General features: G+C 52.2%; 11 protein-coding genes. 8 read left to right on the forward strand and 3 right to left on the reverse strand.

Annotated features, from left to right (window positions below):
• Window positions 1–21 precede the first annotated feature (21 nt).
• Window positions 22–969 (reverse strand): helix-turn-helix domain-containing protein, encoded by a 948-nt coding sequence (locus tag KHQ09_RS00620; RefSeq protein WP_213600318.1) that lies wholly within the window; start codon window positions 967–969, stop codon window positions 22–24.
• A 712-nt stretch (window positions 970–1,681) separates the two neighbouring features.
• Between KHQ09_RS00620 and KHQ09_RS00625 the strand changes: the two genes are divergently transcribed.
• Together KHQ09_RS00625 and KHQ09_RS00630 are read left to right on the forward strand one after the other, a co-directional pair.
• Window positions 1,682–2,362 carry a hydrolase gene (locus tag KHQ09_RS00625; protein WP_022710659.1) on the forward strand — a complete coding sequence of 227 codons (681 nt, stop codon included), beginning with the start codon at window positions 1,682–1,684 and terminating at the stop codon, window positions 2,360–2,362.
• Window positions 2,363–2,467: 105 nt separating this feature from the next.
• The gene (locus tag KHQ09_RS00630; RefSeq protein WP_213600319.1) at window positions 2,468–4,162 is read left to right on the forward strand and encodes an amidohydrolase; all 1,695 of its coding nucleotides are present in this window, start codon (window positions 2,468–2,470) and stop codon (window positions 4,160–4,162) included.
• 74 nt (window positions 4,163–4,236) lie between these two features.
• On the opposite strand, the gene KHQ09_RS00635 is transcribed toward KHQ09_RS00630, so the two are convergent.
• A complete protein-coding gene (locus KHQ09_RS00635; protein ID WP_213600320.1) occupies window positions 4,237–7,317 on the reverse strand; it encodes an efflux RND transporter permease subunit in 3,081 nt (1,026 codons plus the stop codon).
• Window positions 7,318–7,345: 28 nt separating this feature from the next.
• A complete protein-coding gene (locus tag KHQ09_RS00640) occupies window positions 7,346–8,491 on the reverse strand; it encodes an efflux RND transporter periplasmic adaptor subunit (protein WP_213600321.1) in 1,146 nt (381 codons plus the stop codon).
• 254 nt (window positions 8,492–8,745) lie between these two features.
• On the opposite strand from KHQ09_RS00640, the gene KHQ09_RS00645 reads away from it, so the two are divergent.
• From KHQ09_RS00645 to KHQ09_RS00670, 6 genes are all read left to right on the forward strand, one after another.
• Window positions 8,746–9,273, forward strand: coding sequence for an RNA polymerase sigma factor (locus KHQ09_RS00645; RefSeq protein ID WP_213600322.1), 528 nt, complete (start codon window positions 8,746–8,748; stop codon window positions 9,271–9,273).
• Between the two features lie 6 nt (window positions 9,274–9,279).
• Window positions 9,280–10,236: a FecR family protein gene (locus KHQ09_RS00650; RefSeq protein WP_213600323.1), complete on the forward strand. Its 957-nt coding sequence runs from the start codon at window positions 9,280–9,282 to the stop codon at window positions 10,234–10,236.
• A gap of 157 nt (window positions 10,237–10,393) precedes the next feature.
• Window positions 10,394–13,120 (forward strand): TonB-dependent receptor, encoded by a 2,727-nt coding sequence (locus KHQ09_RS00655; RefSeq protein WP_213600324.1) that lies wholly within the window; start codon window positions 10,394–10,396, stop codon window positions 13,118–13,120.
• A gap of 181 nt (window positions 13,121–13,301) precedes the next feature.
• Window positions 13,302–13,802, forward strand: a complete 501-nt coding sequence (locus KHQ09_RS00660; RefSeq protein WP_116088339.1) for an RNA polymerase sigma factor — start codon at window positions 13,302–13,304, stop codon at window positions 13,800–13,802.
• Window positions 13,803–13,887: 85 nt separating this feature from the next.
• A complete protein-coding gene (locus KHQ09_RS00665; protein WP_213600325.1) occupies window positions 13,888–14,844 on the forward strand; it encodes a FecR family protein in 957 nt (318 codons plus the stop codon).
• 111 nt (window positions 14,845–14,955) lie between these two features.
• Window positions 14,956–18,609, forward strand: coding sequence for a TonB-dependent receptor domain-containing protein (locus KHQ09_RS00670; protein ID WP_213600326.1), 3,654 nt, complete (start codon window positions 14,956–14,958; stop codon window positions 18,607–18,609).
• The last annotated feature ends 8 nt before the right edge of the window (window positions 18,610–18,617 follow it).

An 18,617-nucleotide genomic window follows, 5' to 3' on the forward strand; every position in this document is an offset into this window, starting at 1 on the left:
TTATGAATCCTGTTTGCAATTTTACTTGTGTGTTTTGACAGCACTCAATCTTTTGCGGCGCAATTCACCCGGTGTCACCATCCGGCATTTTTTCAAGGCTGTGGTCATATGGCTCTGGCTGGAAAATCCTGCTCTGTCAGCAATTTCCGCCAGACAAATATCACTGCCGAGCAGCATTTCTTCCGCCGCATTTAACCGCAGCATCAGCAAAAACTGATGCGGTGTCTGCCCGAAGCTCTCGCGGAAAGATGTCAGGAAATGCCCGCCGGACACGCCCAATATATCCGCCATTTTGGAGATCGATAATTTGCGCATATAATTTTCGCGCAAATAAGCTTCGATACGCCTTGATGCCTGATAGGACAGGCCACCACTCTCCTGCCGCCCGCTTCCTGCCCTCAGAAAAGAATGGTTCTGCACCAGTTGCACCATCAGAACTGACAATAAAGCTTTGATATAGCCTGCGCTGACCGGCGCATTTTTAAGCAGTTCCGCACGCAGCAGATTGGCAATCAGCAATGCTTTCGGATTTGGCAGTCTTGTCGGATGCGGGAACAATTCTTTGAGTGACAAACCACCGGTAATATCCTGTAAATCGCCCAGCAGACCGTCATCCAGTGCAATCTGGATATAGTCCGTTTCAATCGGCCAGCTCATAACATATTCCGCACCTTGCGGAATAATCAGCACTGATCCGGCTGGCGCGTCAAAACTTTCCCCGAATTTGCCCTGCAAAGACCAATGCAGATCTTTGATCGCCGCAAGCGTGATAATGACCACATAATGATCATGCTCACAGCTGAATTTACCGCTATGACTTACAATATAGGCAATCTGATTATTGTAATGCACCAGATTCTTAAATGTATCAGAGAAACTGCTGTTCAGTTGTCCATCCGCCTCACGGAATAAAATCCCTTGTGAAACTGCAGCATGATCTTCGCCGTTGGCTGTAAATAGATTGTTCATCTCGCACCCCAATGAATTAAACATTATTTACTTGTAATATTTTGCCTTTCCCCTTCTGCCCGCATTTACAGAAAATGCTGTACGGCAGCGGGATGGCACCCCGATTTACACAACCTGTTTTACGCAACCTCACTCTTCACAAAATATCTACCATAGGTTGTATTAACCATGCAATTAAATTTTTACGAGACAAGTTAAATTTTTAATTCCCTGTCCGTATTTTTATTATCTCATTGATTTATATATAAAATTTACATGAATCGTAATATTTAAGATTATTGCGATGCTAAAGTTGAAAAATACAACCATTGTAGATCCCGCACAATAAACAATTACAAGTTGAATTATCGTAACAATCATTGAACACGCCCGACTGATAAAGTTGCGTGCGAAATTACCGTTTTCTCAGCTCTCTCCCCGTCAATGCTGTGCTTTTAAGCCAATCCGGTTGGAAGTTTCACATTCCATTTCACAACACCGCAATTGTCTCATTATCAGGACATTAAGACGTAAACTTCGATCTATACAGATAATTGGTGCAGTTTTATGTTCATATCCAGACGATAACACTTCACGAACCACCGGCTGAGCACAAGCATCCAGCCATCAGTCAGAGAGCGTTATCAGAGGAAATTGCGGGGCAGAACAAGTTGTCTGACCGCACAGCATATAACCCGTCCGCGAGGCGGATTAACAACTGAGGAGACTTAAAATGACCAATCCGGCAAATTTCAACGGCCAGCGTCCTGTTATTGACCCAAATGATGCAGTTATGCTGCTGATCGACCATCAGAGCGGCCTGTTCCAGACTGTCGGCGATATGCCAATGCCCGTTTTGCGCAACCACGCAACAGCGCTTGCCAAGATCGCAACACTGGCCAATATTCCGGTTATCACCACCGCTTCTGTTCCGCAGGGCCCGAACGGCCCGCTGATCCCGGAGATCCATGCCAATGCGCCTCATGCGCAATATATTGCCCGTAAAGGCGAAATCAATGCATGGGATAATCCGGACTTTGTTGCAGCCGTTAAAGCAACCGGCCGCAAAACCCTGATTATTGCCGGTACAATCACCAGTGTTTGCATGGCCTTCCCGTCAATCAGCGCTGTGCAGGATGGTTATAAAGTCTTTGCTGTTATCGATGCTTCCGGCACTTATTCGAAAATGGCACAGGAAATTACTCTGGCACGTGTGATGCAGGCCGGCGTTGTGCCGATTGATACCGCTGCTGTGGCTTCTGAAATCCAGCGCAGCTGGAACCGTCCTGACGCTCAGGAATGGGCTGAAGTCTACACCAAGATTTTCCCTGCCTACCAGCTTCTGATTGAAAGCTATGTTAAGGCACAGGAAGTTGAAAAGAACCACGAAGTTCTCGACTCAATGCGCAAGTAACAACAAAAACGGCAGGCGGTTTCCGCCTGCCGTTTTTTCATTAATACTAATACAAGCAATAAATATCTGAATTCCGCTTCAACTATTCGGAAGGGATATCAAGCCATGCATTCTGCTCTCAAAACCACCCCTCTTATATTTGCCGGACTGGCTGCGCTGATGAATCCTGCCGCGGCGAGTGATGCAAATCTCATTCTTTACAACGGCAACATCATCACCATGAATGAAAACCAGCCTGCTGCAACGGCACTGGCGATTTCGGGCAATCGTATTCTTGCTGTTGGGGATGACACGCTCGCAGAAAAATTCAGCACTGACAAAACCCGCCGCATTAATCTGCAAGGCAAGACTGTCATTCCGGGTCTGGTCGATACCCATATTCATGCCATTCGCGGCGGTCAGACTTATACATCCGAAACCTATTGGTATAACGAAACCAAACTGCCGCACGCTCTGAAAACCTTACAAGAGGCAGCAGCAAAAAAACAACCGGATCAATGGATTGCCGTTGTCGGTTCATGGTTGCCGGAACAGTTTGAAGAAAACCGCGCTCCGACGGTGGCGGAGCTGAGCAAAGCCGTTCTCGATCATCCGGTCTATGTTCAATATTTGTATGATTATGCTTTGCTCAATGAGAAAGGCATTGAAACCTTAAAGCTCAATGAGGCCGAACCGGCCATACCGCAAGGTATTCAGGTTGAGCGCGATGCGAATGGCAAGGCAACCGGTAAATTGCTGGGACATATCGGCTCCTATAATGCACTCTTTGCCAAGATGATGCCCGCAGATCGCCAACAACAACTGCAAAGCATGCAGGTGTTTTTCTCGGCGCTTAACAGTGCCGGTATGACCGGTTTTATTGATCCATCCGCAGGCCCTTCTTCCGCCTATGAAAACCTCTTTGCCTTGCAAATGGACGGCAAACTGACACTTCGCGCAGGATATCGTATTCCGGCCATGCAATCCGGTACGGAGGCGGAATGGTTCAAAAACCTTATGGCCTTCCGCCAGCCTTATTATGACACCGGCATGGTCAGCTTTCTCGGCATTGGTGAATCCATCGTCGCAGCCATGAATGACGGCGTTCAGATGGGGCCTGGTTTCACCTCTCCGCAGGCAGCCAAAGACGAGTTACGCAAAGTCGCACAATTTGCTGCACAGCGCCGTATTCCGCTGGAAATTCATGCCTATACCAATGATGCAGCCAGCGATATTCTGACCGTGTTTGAAGATGTGAATACGACTTATCCGTTGCAGGATTTACGGTGGTCTCTCGCGCATCTCAATACCGGTTCAGAAGCTACACTGGAGCGGATGAAAAAATTGGGTCTGTCTTACACCGTACAGATGGGTCCTTATTTTGAAGGCCCCGCAATTCTGAAAGCCAATGGCGAAGATATTGCTGCCAAATCCCCGCCAACCCGTGCAGCTATTGATAAAAATATTCTGGTTGCAGGCGGCACGGATTCCACGCGTATCGGCATTTATGGCATCTGGCAGGCGATTGAATATCACGTTACCGGCCGCTCGCTCGGCGGTGTTATCCAAAAAGCAGAGGATCAATTGCTGTCCCGTGAAGAGGCTCTCGCGCTCTATACGAAAAACGCGGCATGGATCGGATTTGCGGAGCAGAACCGTGGCACGCTGGAGACCGGAAAACAGGCCGATCTCGCAGTTCTGGATCAGTCCTATCTGACCGTTCCGGCAGAAGAAATCGACAAGATACGCTCGGTTCTGACCATTGTAGACGGCAAAATCGTACATGAAAATCTGACGGAAACACCCGCCGCCGCACAATAATTATAGATTGCCGGACAGATAGCCAATAGCAGGCAAGGAGCATAATCCGCTCCCTGCCTGCTATATCCGCACATTCAAAGCACCTCACCCGAGACAGTATGTTTTCTGTCTTCATCGGTTACCGAAGTCAGCTTTTTCAGCTTTCTGCTCAGCCAGCTGTTCAGATCATCCATCGCGGTAAACATAACCGGCACGAATACCAGACTGAGTGCCGTTGAGGTTATCAGCCCGCCGATCACAGCAACGGCCATCGGCGCGCGAAACTCCGCATCCCCGCCGATACCAATGGCAGCGGGCACCATCCCCGCCACCATGGCGATTGTGGTCATGATAATCGGCCGGACACGCGTAATACCGGCTTTCAGCAAGGCCGCATCGCGATCAAGACCTTCCTTGCGGCACTCAATGGCATAATCCACCAACAAAATAGAGTTTTTGCAGACAATCCCCATCAGCATCAGAATACCGATAACCGATGACAGATCTAAAGCCGCACCATAGAGAAGCAGTGCAATCGCCGCGCCGCCGATGGAAAGCGGCAAGGCAATCAGAATGGTAAAAGGTTGCAGGAAGTCCTTAAACAACAGCACCAGCACTGCCGCCACCATCAGAATACCGGTCAGCAGCGCCAGTCCGAAATTACTGAACATTTCTGCCATATATTCCGCACTGCCATATTCCACTTCGCGGACACCTTCAGGCAGGTTTTTATAGGCGGGCAGTGCGGCAATCGCTGCCAGTGCCGTGCCGAGCGTCGCATTATTATCCAGATTAGCCTGCACCTCGATCATCCGCATCCGGTTCAGACGCTCCACACGGCTCTCCGCAGAACCGAAGGAAATATCCGCAACGGAAGCAAGCGGAACCGGATTGCCCGTTGCTGTTCCCACTTTCAGGTTCTTCAGCATATCCAGATCGCTGCGGGCAGAATTTTCCAGCAGAACACGGATCGGTATTTGCCGGTCACCCAGATTAAACTGCGCCGAATTGGCATCCGTCTCACCCACTGTTCCGATGCGAGCAACCATGCCGATCGAGGCCGGTGACACACCAAGGCGTGCGGCCTCGTCCAAGCGCGGTTTTACATGCAGCTCCGGTGCAGGCAGAGGTTCGGATGAAACCACATTGGCGAGTTCCGGCAGCTCACGCATCTGGGCTTCCAGCTCGCGGGCAGCACGGGTGAGATTTTCTCCGCTATTGCCGACGAGAATAATAGCCACTTCTTTGCCGCCGCCGTCTTTTGTAAAGGTGAACTGAATATCCGGTATTGCAGCCACCAAAGGACGGATAACCGCTTCGAATTCCTTCTGGCTTGTCTCCCGTTCCGCACGCGGCTTGAGATTAATCAGCAGGGAGAACTCATTCACACCATCCGATGATGTGGCCAGAATATCCTTTATCTCAGGTCGTTTCAGCAACTGAGTGACAATGTCGTCTGAGACACGGGCGGTCTCATCAAGGCGGGTACCCGGTGCCAGAGTTACGCTGATTTGTGAAACATTGGAGTCGCTTTGCGGCATGAAACCGGTGGGCAGCAATGTCATGAGATAGACCGAACCGGCAAAAATACCAGCCACCATAGCAAAGGTTGCTTTGCGGTGATGCAGCGTCCAGCTCAGCAATCCGAGATACCAACGGCCTAGCACAGAAGAACCCGGCGCTTTACCACTCACCGGATGCGGCTGCAACATATAGGCAGCCATCAGCGGCGTGAGCAAACGCGCAACAGCGAGGGAGACCAGCACAGCAATCGCAACAGTCAGGCCGAACTGTTTGAAATATTGCCCGACCGCACCACCGATAAAACTGACCGGTGCAAAAATAGCGACAATCGTCAGGGTTGTCGCAACAACAGCAAGGCCGATCGCATCCGATGCTTCTAGCGCTGCAATATAGGGGCGCTTGCCCATATGAATATGGCGCTCAATATTCTCTATCTCCACAATCGCATCATCAACGAGAATACCGATGACGAGCGTCAGAGCCAGCAGACTGATGCTGTTGAGTGTAAAATCGAGGAGATACATCGCCGCAAATGTTGGCAAAATGGATAGCGGCATGGCCACCGCTGCGATCACGGTCGCCCGCCAGTTGCGAAGGAAAAGAAACACCACCGCAACCGTCAGCGCAGCGCCTTCCAGCAGTGTGGTGATCGCATTATTATAGCTCTGCACCGTATATTCGACCGTGGAGCTGACCTCCCTGATCTCTGTGCCCGAATTGAGCTGTCTTATGTCCTCAAGCCGGTTTTTGACACCATCGGCAACAACCGTATCGCTGTAGCCCTTTGCACGGAACACAGAAAAGCCAACCACAGCTTTGCCATCCAGACGATAGAAGCCGCGCGGCTCACCCGCCCCGTCCTGTATTGTGGCAATCTCACGCAACGGGATCCACCGGTTGCCCGGCAATAAGATCGTTAAAGCGGAAAGCTCTTCCACCGTTCTGGCGCTTGCAATCGTGCGCAGCGACTGCTCCCTGTCGCCGATATTGCCCCGCCCGCTCGGCACATTCACATTCAGCTCGCGCAAAGCAGAATTGACCTGATCCGCCGATACACCAAGTGCCAGCAACCGCTCCGGTTTCAGCGCAATACGCACCTCACGATTAACACCGCCCAATCGCTGCACTTTCTGGACACCGGGCACGGCCAGTAGTTCACGGGTAATCGTATCATCCACAAACCATGACATATCAACCGCCGAAATATCCGGCGCGGAAATCGTGTAATAAAGGATTGCCCCGCCTTCAACATCGACACGGCTGACCACCGGTTCCTGAATAGTCTGCGGCAAATCTGAGCGGATCTGCGCCACGGCTTCACGGACATCATTGGTGGCACGGTCGGGATCAACCCCGATGCGGAACTCCACTGTGGTCGTCGACACACCATCCGCAATGGAGGAGCGCAGATGTTTGACCCCTGCGATGCCGGATACCACACCTTCAATACGGCGCGTAATCTGCGCTTCCATTTCGGAAGGGGCAGCACTGGCCTGCGTTACCGCAACCGTCACCACGGGAAAGGATACGTTGGGATTGGCATTCACCGGCAGCTTATTGAATGCAGCCCAGCCGGCAAGGGTCAGAACAATAAAAAGAACAAGCGTCGGCACCGGTTTGCGGATTGCCCAGGCGGAAATATTACTGGTCATAAACAATACTTTCAGGGAATCCGGATTTTCAAGGCGCCCGCGCAGGAACAGGTGTTACCGTCTCGCCGTCGCGGAGCAGCGGCCCTGCTTTTTCAATGATGTGATCGCCTGCGCTTAAGCCCGAACGGATTTCCACAGCTCCGTTCTTGCGCAAGCCGAGCTTGACTGTTTTCTTGACGGCCTTACCGCCGACAACAACAAAGACCGAGGCATCGGATGCCTCACGGCCATGCAAAAGCGCAGAGTCATTGACCAGAATTGCCTTGCTTTGCGAAAACACCACGTCTGCCCTGCCGAAAGCACCGGAGAAGAGCGATATCTGTTTGCCCTCAATCGCGATATAGGCTCTGCCCAGCCGCGTTTGGCGGTCGATTTTCGGCGACAATAAACGGATATGTCCGGCTGCGATTTTCCCGTCAGGCAGTGTGACATGCGCCGCCTGACCTGCCTTCATCAGCAGGATTTCACTTTCCGGTACTTCAGCCGCAAATTCTATCTCTCCGTCGCGGATAAGGCTGAAAAGCGTGCCGCTACCGGCCAGTGCGCCGACACGTGCATTGCGCTCTGAGATGATACCGCTGACCGGTGCATGAATAACAGCCCGTGCCCTTTCGCTTTTCGCCTCCGCCAATTGCGCCTCTGCCTGCGTGAACTCGGCCTTTGCCACTCCCACACTCTGCTCGGCAATATTCAGCGCCGACAGCTTGTCATCATAGGATTGTTCGCTGACAGCACCATTGCTGCGCAGGCGCTGTGTGCGGTTCAGGCTGGACTGCGCCTGCGCCTGCGTCGCCTCCTGCTGAGCCAGCCATGCACGGGCGCGGGCAACACGCGCTTCTGTTTCTCTGAGCTTGATATCCAGTTTCACCGTATCCAGCCGCATCAGCACCTGTCCGGCGGTTACATAATCACCGGCCTCCGCTTCAACCGCGGCAATACGCTGATCCTGTAATGTTGTACCTACGGCCACTTCTTCACGCGGCACAAACAGCCCGTTAAAACCCAGTTTCCATTCCGTTGGTACCGGTTTGGCAACGGTGGTGGTGACAGTGCGCTCCGCCACGGCGATCTGAGCCCCCGCAATCGCTGCATCTGCAGGAGCAGCCTCTGCCGAAAAAGCCACCGAAGCGACCAGAGAATATGCGGACAGGGAGAGGCACAACAGAAACCTCATATTTGATTACCTTTCAGGTTGGCGGAACTGCATCCGGAACGGCAACACAAACAATATTTTTGTTAAGCTTCAGCGGAGGAAATACAGAAAACTGCAGAACCCGCCCAAACGCGGCGATTTCGGCCTTTCAGCAGCTCTTTCACAACTACGCACAGGATATTTCCGTGCAGAAATTTTTCAGCTTTTAAATATGAGTATTTTTGTATAGTATTAAAAATCTAGTCATCCGCCCCCTTTGCACGCAGTCACACGGCATGAGCATTCCATCAACCGATCATTCTGAAGACCTGTTGTCTGTCTATTTACGGCAGTTGAAATGGCTGCGCGAAATACTCAAAAAACGCACCAGCTCCCATGAGCTGGCCGATGATGCTTTGCAGGAAACATGGCTGCGCCTGTCCAGAATACAGGAGCGCTCTTCTGAGGTTCGCGATCATCGCGCCTTCATCATGCGGATTGCCAATAATATTGCGATTGATCTGCTGCGCAAAGAGCAGCGCCACCACAAAGCCTGCCTCAGTGATGAAGAGATTTTGCAGGCAATTGCCGATACTGCGCCGACACCGGAGGCCTTTGCGATTGACCGCGACCAGTTGCGGCAACTTATTTACGCCCTGCTGCAATTACCGGAAAAACCGCGCAAAGCCTTATTGCTGGCACGCTGTGACCTGCTGACCCATTATGAGATTGCCCGCCGTCTGGGCGTATCGGAAAGCATGGTCGCACGTTATCTCGCGCAGGCATTGCGCCATTGCCGCGATCATTTCCGTACACTCGCCTGAGCCGCTATGCCCGAAAAAATCAGATATAAAACGGATATCAGCTTAAGCGATGAGGCAATCGACCGGATTGTACAGCTGAGCTCAGGACGAGCCACAGCACAGGACCATGCGGGTTTTGCAGACTGGCGTCGTCAAAGCGCCGAGCATGAAATGGCTGCACGCGAGGCTGAGGCACTGTGGCACGGCATTGGCACAGCCGGTAAAAGCATCCGTAAATCCGCAAAGCAAAAACAATTCACCAGACGCGCAGTTCTCGGGCTAGCCGGACTGATAACCGGTGGTGCCGCGCTGCATCAGACGGGGCTCATCGGGCCGCGTCTCTATGCCGATTATACAACCGCTACGGGTGAGCAACGCAGCATTATGCTGGCTGATGGTTCAACCGTGTTTCTCAATGCCGGTTCTGCACTCTCTGTTGATATGTCAGCCAATGAGAGACGGCTGACCCTCCATGAAGGGCAAGCTCTGTTTACTGTCGCAAAAGACGCGGCACGCCCGTTTATCGTTGAGGCGCTTGACGGGCAGACCCGTGCTCTGGGCACGGTTTTTGATATTGATATCAAACCTCAGCAGGTTGCTGTCACGGTGATTGAAGGCACTGTCGGCGTCAGCAGCCGGATACAACCTGCAAACCGGACAAGCAATATGGTTGTCGCCGGTGCCAATACCCGTATCCGCTATGAAGACACAGGTAATATATCCGCACCGGAAGAGGTGGATTCCGACATTGAAACTGCATGGCGCCGCGGCAAACTGATTTTCAACGCCAAGCCGCTCCGCGAAGTCGTTACAGAAATTGAGCGCCATCGCGGCGGGACAATTGTTCTTGCCAGCAACCGCTTGCAAACACTGCAGGTCACCGGCGTTTTTGATCTCAGCCAGCCGGAAGAGATTTTACAGGCCATTGAAACCACCCTGCCTGTCTCCGTGATCCGCCTGCCTTTTGTGACAATTTTGCGCTAAAAAACTACCCGATTCAAATTTATGATAAAAATAATCATATTTTTATATTTTACCGGTGCAAGATCAGCCATGCCGTTTCGTCTTTGAATTATGAGGCCGGAATTTCCGTCATGAGCGGAGGCCGGAATGTGTCATATTGGTAAGGCGGAATATTTCCATGCAGGCTATCATCAAGGCGAAAAAGTGCTCTTTGTCCCAACATGCGCAAAAGGCCGGACTTCTGGCTTCGGTTGCGTTTATTGCAGTGCTTGGCACCGGATTGCCGATGATTGCCCATGCGCAGACCACTGTATCGCAGACGATCAGTTTCAATATCCGCGCACAAAATCTGGGTTCAGCACTGGCCGGTTTTGCCGACCGTGCCGGTCTTAAACTGCTGATGCGATCCGATATGGTATCCGGCAAGACAAGTCCTGCTGTGCAAGGCATGATGACACGGGAACTGGCACTGGGCAGATTGCTGTCCGGCTCCGGCCTGAATTACTCCATTCAGGGCACAACACTCACAATTCATGATCCGGCAGGAAGCGCCCAATCCGTAGTTGCACCGGACGGCACCGTGACGCTGAACACAATCACCGTGACCAATGGCGGTTCAATCGCCGCGGCTGAAGCGCCATATCACACGGCAGCACCGACCTCTTATATTTCAGAGCAGACGATTGAGCGTTTTCGCGGCGCAAGCCCTGCAGACATTTTCCGCGGCACACCGGGCGTGATGTCCGGTGAAGCCCGCAATGGTGCCGGTGCGATTGATGTGAATATCCGCGGTATGCAGGGCATGGGACGCGTCGCGACCACCATCGACGGCGCGGAAAATGCTATTAATGTCTATCAGGGCTATCAGGGCATCTCCAACCGCACTTTTGTTGATCCGGATTTTCTCGGCGGCATTGATATCCAAAAAGGCTCCGATGCTGCATCCAGCGGCATTGCCGGTACAGTCGCCATGCGTACAATTGAGGCGGGCGATATTGTCAAGGAAGGCAACCGCTTCGGCCTGCGTGTAAAAGGCGGTTTCGGCACCAATTCCAGCAAACCTGAAGAGGGTAACGTTGCTGGCTACGAAATTATCAATAGCGGTTATCCCGGCGATCTGCAGCCGGAATTCGATCATCTCTATGTACCAAGTGTTAAGAGTTCGGATGGCACCATGAACCGTCCGGCTTTTCTGAAGCCGACCAATGGTTCAGGCAGTATTGTTGCGGCAATGCAGGACGAGAATATTGAACTGCTGGCAGGCTATGCCTATCGCGAGCGCGGCAATTACCATGCCGGTAAAAACGGCCCTGCCGCCGATATCGCCAATCTCGGCGGGATGAGCGTATGCAGTTTTCTTTGTAACTTACCCAATCCTGAATACAGATGGTATCCGCAATATATTGAGAATACAGGTCTGGCCAATTACCGCCCCGGGGAACAGGTTCTCAACACCCAGCTGAAAACGGAGTCCCTGCTGCTGAAAGGCAAGGTGATGTTCGGCGACGGGCATAGTATTCAGCTTGGCTATACTGGTTTTGAAAGCAAGGCCGGTACTTTTAAGGCTAATGCTTTGAGTACGCTCGGACAACAAGCCAGACAGCAGCGCCTCACGACAGATATAGAAGCACACACCGGAACATTTAAATATCGCTGGGATCCTGAAGAGAATGATCTGATTAATCTCAAGGCCAATCTCTGGGGTACGAAGCTGAAGCAACGCAATCCGGTCGACTGGCTGCCGGCAAATGCGCCGGTCGACTTTAAATCCGGACCGGATTTGTGGACATGGGGCGGCGATATCAGCAACCGTTCACAGTTCACGACGGCCTATGGTGATTTTGATATGACCTATGGCGCGTCTTACAAAGAAGAAGATACCAAGCCGACAGAAGGAACAAGGAAATGGGACACATTTCTTGATTTGCGTGACGGCACCCGTAAAGAAGCCGCAGCCTATATCAAGACATCGTATAAACCGGTTGACTGGCTGACGGTCAATGGCGGTCTGCGCTATTCCCATATGTGGTCGCGCGATCGCAGCCGCACAAAATATGTTCATCCTGATATGGTTTACGGCAAAGCGCGTTTCAAACAGGGCGGCTTCAGCCCGTCATTGGGCGTAACAATCGAGCCGTTTGACGGCGCGCAATTCTACACCAATTATTCCAGCACCTTGCGCGCGCCGAGCATTATGGAGGCCGTGTCCGCCTTCAATATGACCGTGAATGAAGATGCCAAGGCAGAGCGTTCCAACAACTGGGAAATCGGTGCAAACTTCATTCAGGATGACCTGATTGCCGATACAGATCGTGCAATGCTCAAACTGGGTTACTTCAACTGGGATGTAAAAGATTACATCGCCCGCGAATTCCACAGATATGCGAACTCTGCGAATGTGCGCATTTTCAATATTGACCGCGCCCGTTTCTCTGGCCTTGAAATGTCGGCAAATTATGCGCTCGGCGGTTTCGAAGCCACACTGGCTGCCAATTACTATCTGAATGTGGAGTTCTGCCGTACCGCAGAAACCTGTGAAAACAAGTCTCTCTATGCCGACTATGCCACCAATCAGGTGCCGCCTAAATATGGTGTAGACCTGACCCTGACCCAGAAATTGCTGGATGATGCACTCACAGTTGGCGGCCGCATTTCCTACACCGCATCGCGTGCGAGCGGACATGGTGATGTCACAGGTCAGGGCATGTCGCAGTTTATTACTATGATCAACTGGCAGCCTTACACATTGGTGGATGTGTTTGCAGAATATAAAATCAACGATACTTATACCGCCAGCGTGCGCGTGGAAAATCTGACAGACCGGTTCTATGTCGATCCGCTCAGCCTTGCACAGCAACCGGGACCAGGCCGGACATTCTATGCATCTCTGACGGCCAATTTTTAAGGCTCACAGGGACAACCAGACCGCTATGCCGCTGGGTCACACTCACCGGCATAGCCCCTGCCCGTATCTGAAGCGAAGATTTATGCCTTGCAAAATAAACTTGATTATAATAGCCAAGATTTATTCTATCGTCATTGCCTGACGAGCCGGTCGCATATGCTTTCAGAAAACGGTTACACAGATGTGGGATCTCCATCATCTTTTTAAAAAACATGCGCGTGATATTATACAATCATTACGCCGCAGAGGGCTTCCTGAAGAAACGGCTGCCGATCTGACGCAGGACACTTTTTTACGCGTTTTGGTCTCGCCGCCTGCGGAAAGCAAAACCACCTATAATCCCGCAGCCTATTTGTTCAGAATTGCGCGCAACCTCGGCACAGACCATCAGCGGCGTGAAGGTTTGCTGCGCAGAGCCGATCTCACACCCGAAGATTTTTCTGCCATTGCTGATCCCTCCCCCTCACCGGAGAAACAGGTCTATGACCGGCAAAAACTGATGCTGGCACAGCAGGCTTTGCAGGAACTGCCCGACCGAACGCGCAAAGCATTTGAAATGCACCGTATGGATGAGATGACCATTGCGGCGATTGCAGCGGAACTTAATCTCTCCGTGGGCAGAACATGGACACTCATCAGAGATGCCTATGAATTTATTGACAGGCGCCTTACCGGACTGTGACAAATTTTCCCATACACTGAAAATTAACCACGCTCATTCGTAAACAGAAATGAGACAGTAATCTATCCGGACAGGCTTGGAACATATGACCAATTCCGCTGATGAGACAGAAGAAGCACAGCGGCTGTTTCGTGAAGCAGCCGATCTGGCTATCCGTCTGCAAAATGACCCCGTTAATCCCGTTTCTGCCGACATGATTAAAACATGGGTCACCCGCAGCCCTGCCCATGCCGCAGCCTGGGCGCGTGTGGCTGCCATTCATGGCATGACCGGCACTTTGTTCACAGAGAACCGGAAAATACCGGAGAAAAGCAAACTATCCCGCCGCAATTTTATAGCCGGAACCACACTCGGCCTTGGAGCCCTGACCACCGGTGCGCTGACAGTGCCGCATCTGTGGCTGCTGTCGCAGGCCGATCACATCACCTCCACGGCAGAGATCCGGGACATTCCCCTGCCTGACGGCAGCCTCGCCACGCTGGGGCCTGACAGTGCAATTGCCGTTGATTTTTCTGAGCAAGATCGCCGTATCGGATTGCTGTCCGGCATGGCGTATTTTCAGGTTCAGCCGGACAGTACAAGGCCTTTTACCGTCTCAACCGGCCCTATGCTGGTCACTGCATTGGGTACGGCTTTTGATGTTTCTGCTGAAAAAGGCTTTCTCTCTGTGGCCGTCGCGCATGGCAGTGTTGAAGCCAGAACCGGCACACCGGCAAGCGAAAAACTGGAGGCCGGTACGTGGCTTACTTTTGACAGTGCAACCAGCCGGATTACCCGCGGCGAACAGGAGCCATCACAAATTGCAGCATGGCGCTCCAATATGCTGTTTGCGGAAAATGAAACTGTTGCCGCCCTTTGTGCAAAAATTTCCCGCTGGCAAAACGGGCGCGTATTGATCGCTGATCCTTCACTCGGATCGCGCACGGTCAGCGGTGTGTTTGATCTTAACGACCCTGATGCAGCCATTGCAGCAGTTGTCCGGCCTTTTGGCGCTAAAACACGAAAAATTGCGTCTTTGCTGACAATTGTCTCTTCCGTATAAAATATGAGTAAAAACTGAATATTTTTATCCGCCACTCGTAAAGAAGAATATGAGGGCGTTTTCTCATGCAGAAAAAACGCCTGTAATGATTGACCGACGGAGTGAGCAGGTATGACAGGCGCCACCAAACAAGCGGCACGACACACCAAATGCAGCAAAGCCATGATAGCCGCTTTGCTGGCAACCACCGCAATGATAACCGGCGTGGTTCTGACAGCAACCAGCTTCAATGCACTGGCACAGCAACAGACAGGCTTCAGTATTCCGTCCGGTCCGCTCAACCGTGCACTCGCAGCCTTTGGCAGCCAATCCGGCACCCAGCTATCCTATAAACCTGCCGTCGTGCGCGGGAAATCTTCTCCGGGAATTTCAGGTGCAGCCACCAAGGAGCAGGCACTGGCGCGGATTTTGCAGGGCTCCGGCCTGTCCTATAATTTCACCGGCACAAAATCCGTGCTGATTACCGAGCGTCTTGCCGCCAATACCGGCGGCGCTGCGCCGGACGGCTCACTCATTCTGAACCAGATAACTGTTTCCAGCGGCGGAGCAATCGCCGCCGCAACAGCGCCTTATGAAACGGCAGCACCAACCACCTATATTTCCGGCGAGACAATCGAGCGATATCGCGGTTCCAGCCCTGCGGATATGTTCCGTGGCACACCCGGTGTCAAATCCGGTGAAGCCCGCAATGGTGCAGGATCAATTGATGTCAATATTCGCGGTATGCAGGGCATGGGGCGTGTATCCACAACCATTGACGGCGCGGAAAACTCTGTCACCGTCTATCAGGGCTATCAGGGTGTTTCCAACCGCACCTTTGTTGATCCTGACTTTATTGCCGGTGTGGAAATCAACAAGGGGGCGGACACCGCTTCATGGGGCAATGCCGGTTCGGTTAGTATGCGCACTGTCGGCGTGGACGATATTGTTAAAGACGGTAATCACTGGGGTATCCGCGTTAAAGGCGGCATTGGCGGCAACACATCCAAGCCACTGGCCGGCGCTCTCAGCGGTTATCAGTGGCCCTATGCGCCGTGGGATGCAATGAAAGCTCCTGTCGGCTCAAAAGACGGGTTGGACAGGCCGTCATTCCTGTCTCCGACATCCGCTTCCGGCAGCATTGTCGGCGCCTATAAAGGCGATGCAATCGATGTTCTGGCCGGTTATGCACGACGCAAACAGGGTAATTATCATGCAGGAACGCGTGGCTCCGCAGCGGCTGATCCGGTCAATCTCGGCAAACAGCCTTATTGTAATTCAATGGTTGCCATTAATTGCACACCCAGAAGCCCGGGCAATTACTGGAACGAATATTATGCCAATCAGGGACTGACCAATTACCGTCCGGGCGAGGAAGTCCTCAACACCCAGCTTGAAACTGAGTCATGGCTGGCAAAACTCAATGCCCGTTTTGCGGACGATCATGAAGTGCAGCTCGGTTATATGGGCTATCGCAGCGAGGCCGGTGACAGGCTGGCCTCACGCTTGAGCGGCATCAAAGACCAGTCCATACAGCAAAAGCAAACTGCGGGAACCAGCCTCGACACGGTGACTGCGCGTTATAACTGGAAGCCGGAAGACAATGAACTGATTGATCTGCGCGCCAATCTCTACTGGACGCATTTGCAATTGCGTAATCCGGTACGCGGCGGTCGTGGTGTTACACCGGGAGGGATCGGTCTGCCTGCCGATTTCCGTGTCGGATCTGACAGTGATATGTGGGGCGGGGATATCCAGAACAAATCCGCTTTCACTTTTGATGCAGGCGATCTGGATCTGACATACGGCACATCCTTCCGTGTGGAAGATACGCGCGGCAGTGAGCATTCCGCAGCTCTGGAAGGCTGGATGACACCACGCGATGCGATCCGCCATGAAGTCGCCGCTTATACGAAGGCTGCTTATAAGCCTGTTGACTGGCTTACTGTGAATGGCGGTTTGCGCTATTCGCATTTCTGGTCGAAAGACCGCTTCGACCCCTATGAGCGCAATCAGATCAAGAATGCAAAGGAACAGGGTTCCAGAACCAATGACGGCGGTTTCAGCCCGTCTGTCGGTCTGACTTTTGAACCGTGGGAACAGACCCAGTTCTATGTCAATTATTCCAATACGCTACGCGCGCCGAGCATTATTGAATCCGTTTCCGCCTTTAACAGCGTTACCGCAAATACGGATGTAAAGCCTGAGCGTTCCAGTAACTGGGAAATCGGCACCAATGTCGTCCGTAACAGCCTGCTTACCGATGAAGATACAGGTATGCTGAAGCTCGGTTACTTCAACTGGGATGTTAAAAACTACATCTCGCGCAATATTGTTTATGACACTAAAAATCCGAGCAATTTTGCCCTGAATATCGGCAATATCCATCGTGCAAAGTTTTCCGGTCTGGAATTTTCCGGTCGCTATGAGCTGGACGGTTTCACAGCTGATCTGGCAGCCAATTATTATCTGAATGTTGAATATTGCCGGACATCCGACAGTTGCGACGGCAAGAGCCTCTATGGTGATTATGCCACCAACCATGTGCAGCCCAAATATTCGGTTGACCTGACCCTGTCGCAGAAACTGCTGGAAGAACGGCTGATGCTCGGCGGCCGTGTCTCCTATACGGGGCCGCGCGCTATCGGTCATGGCGATGTGACGGCACAAGGCGCATCTGAATTCATCACACCAGTGCTCTGGAAACCCTATGCCCTTGTTGACCTGTTTGCAGAATATAAAATCACCGACAATCTGACAGCGGCATTCCGCGTCGAGAATGTGTTTGATAAATTCTACATTGATCCTCTGGGTCTTGTGACGCAGCCGGGACCGGGCCGTACTTTCTATGCCAGCCTCACAGCTGATATCGGCGGTGAACAGCAATTGCCGTCCCTGCCGTCCTTCCTGACACGGCGTCCAACGGCTGAAGGCGCTCCGATTGACTGGACAGGCCTTTATGCCGGTGCTCATGCCGGTGGTATTTTCGGTCGCACATGGGGAACCACCACGGCACTGGACGGTACAGCGCATCCGGTTGCGGCAACGGAATCCGCTGATTTCGGCATGGATAGCGGTTTGTTTGGTGTGCAGGCCGGTTATAACTGGCAATTGCCAAACCGTGTGGTGCTCGGCATCGGTGCAGACTGGAGCAAAACCTATCTGAATGCTGCACATAAAGCCCGCACAACAGAGGGCGATTTTGCCGGCACCGGCAATGTGCAGGCGCAGACCCTCTATGACATTGACTGGACTGCCGCTGTGCGCGGTAAACTCGGCTATGCTTTTGAAAATAAATGGATGCTTTACGGCAGCGGCGGTGTGGCCTTTGCCCGCGAGAGCCAGTCGCGCGAGCAATATCGTGTCAGTGCAGACAGTTCTGACAAGGTCACAGAAATTGCGCTGACTGAAAAGGAGAAAGCAACACGCTTCGGCTGGTCAGCCGGCGGCGGGATTGAATATGCCATTAATGACCGGTGGTCGGTGATGGCGGATTATTCCTACACACGTTTCGGCAAAACCAATTTCAACTTTAACAATGCCCGTGCCGGTATCATGCGTGACTGGGAAACACAGGAAAAGATTGGCGTTGAGATTGTTGACCCGTCAACACAGCCGGGAATGGCCGACTTCTGCACTCAGTTTCCGCGCTTTTGCAAACCTTATGAGAAAACAATCTATGAGACCGTCAAGCATGAAGGATCGTCGAGTGTTAAAAACGGACGCAAAGCATCCAATTCGCTTGATTTTCATACATTCAAAATCGGTGTGAATTACCGGTTCTGACAGGACTC

It is taken from the genome of Pseudochrobactrum algeriensis (assembly GCF_018436245.1).
Lineage (GTDB): Bacteria > Pseudomonadota > Alphaproteobacteria > Rhizobiales > Rhizobiaceae > Pseudochrobactrum > Pseudochrobactrum saccharolyticum.

Bases quoted from the DNA above. Each gene is read 5' to 3' on its own strand.
- KHQ09_RS00620 (WP_213600318.1), bottom strand. From the start codon at position 969: ATGAACAATCTATTTACAGCCAACGGCGAAGATCATGCTGCAGTTTCA.
- KHQ09_RS00625 (WP_022710659.1), top strand. From the start codon at position 1,682: ATGACCAATCCGGCAAATTTCAACGGCCAGCGTCCTGTTATTGACCCA.
- KHQ09_RS00630 (WP_213600319.1), top strand. From the start codon at position 2,468: ATGCATTCTGCTCTCAAAACCACCCCTCTTATATTTGCCGGACTGGCT.
- KHQ09_RS00635 (WP_213600320.1), bottom strand. From the start codon at position 7,317: ATGACCAGTAATATTTCCGCCTGGGCAATCCGCAAACCGGTGCCGACG.
- KHQ09_RS00640 (WP_213600321.1), bottom strand. From the start codon at position 8,491: ATGAGGTTTCTGTTGTGCCTCTCCCTGTCCGCATATTCTCTGGTCGCT.
- KHQ09_RS00645 (WP_213600322.1), top strand. From the start codon at position 8,746: ATGAGCATTCCATCAACCGATCATTCTGAAGACCTGTTGTCTGTCTAT.
- KHQ09_RS00650 (WP_213600323.1), top strand. From the start codon at position 9,280: ATGCCCGAAAAAATCAGATATAAAACGGATATCAGCTTAAGCGATGAG.
- KHQ09_RS00655 (WP_213600324.1), top strand. From the start codon at position 10,394: ATGCAGGCTATCATCAAGGCGAAAAAGTGCTCTTTGTCCCAACATGCG.
- KHQ09_RS00660 (WP_116088339.1), top strand. From the start codon at position 13,302: ATGTGGGATCTCCATCATCTTTTTAAAAAACATGCGCGTGATATTATA.
- KHQ09_RS00665 (WP_213600325.1), top strand. From the start codon at position 13,888: ATGACCAATTCCGCTGATGAGACAGAAGAAGCACAGCGGCTGTTTCGT.
- KHQ09_RS00670 (WP_213600326.1), top strand. From the start codon at position 14,956: ATGACAGGCGCCACCAAACAAGCGGCACGACACACCAAATGCAGCAAA.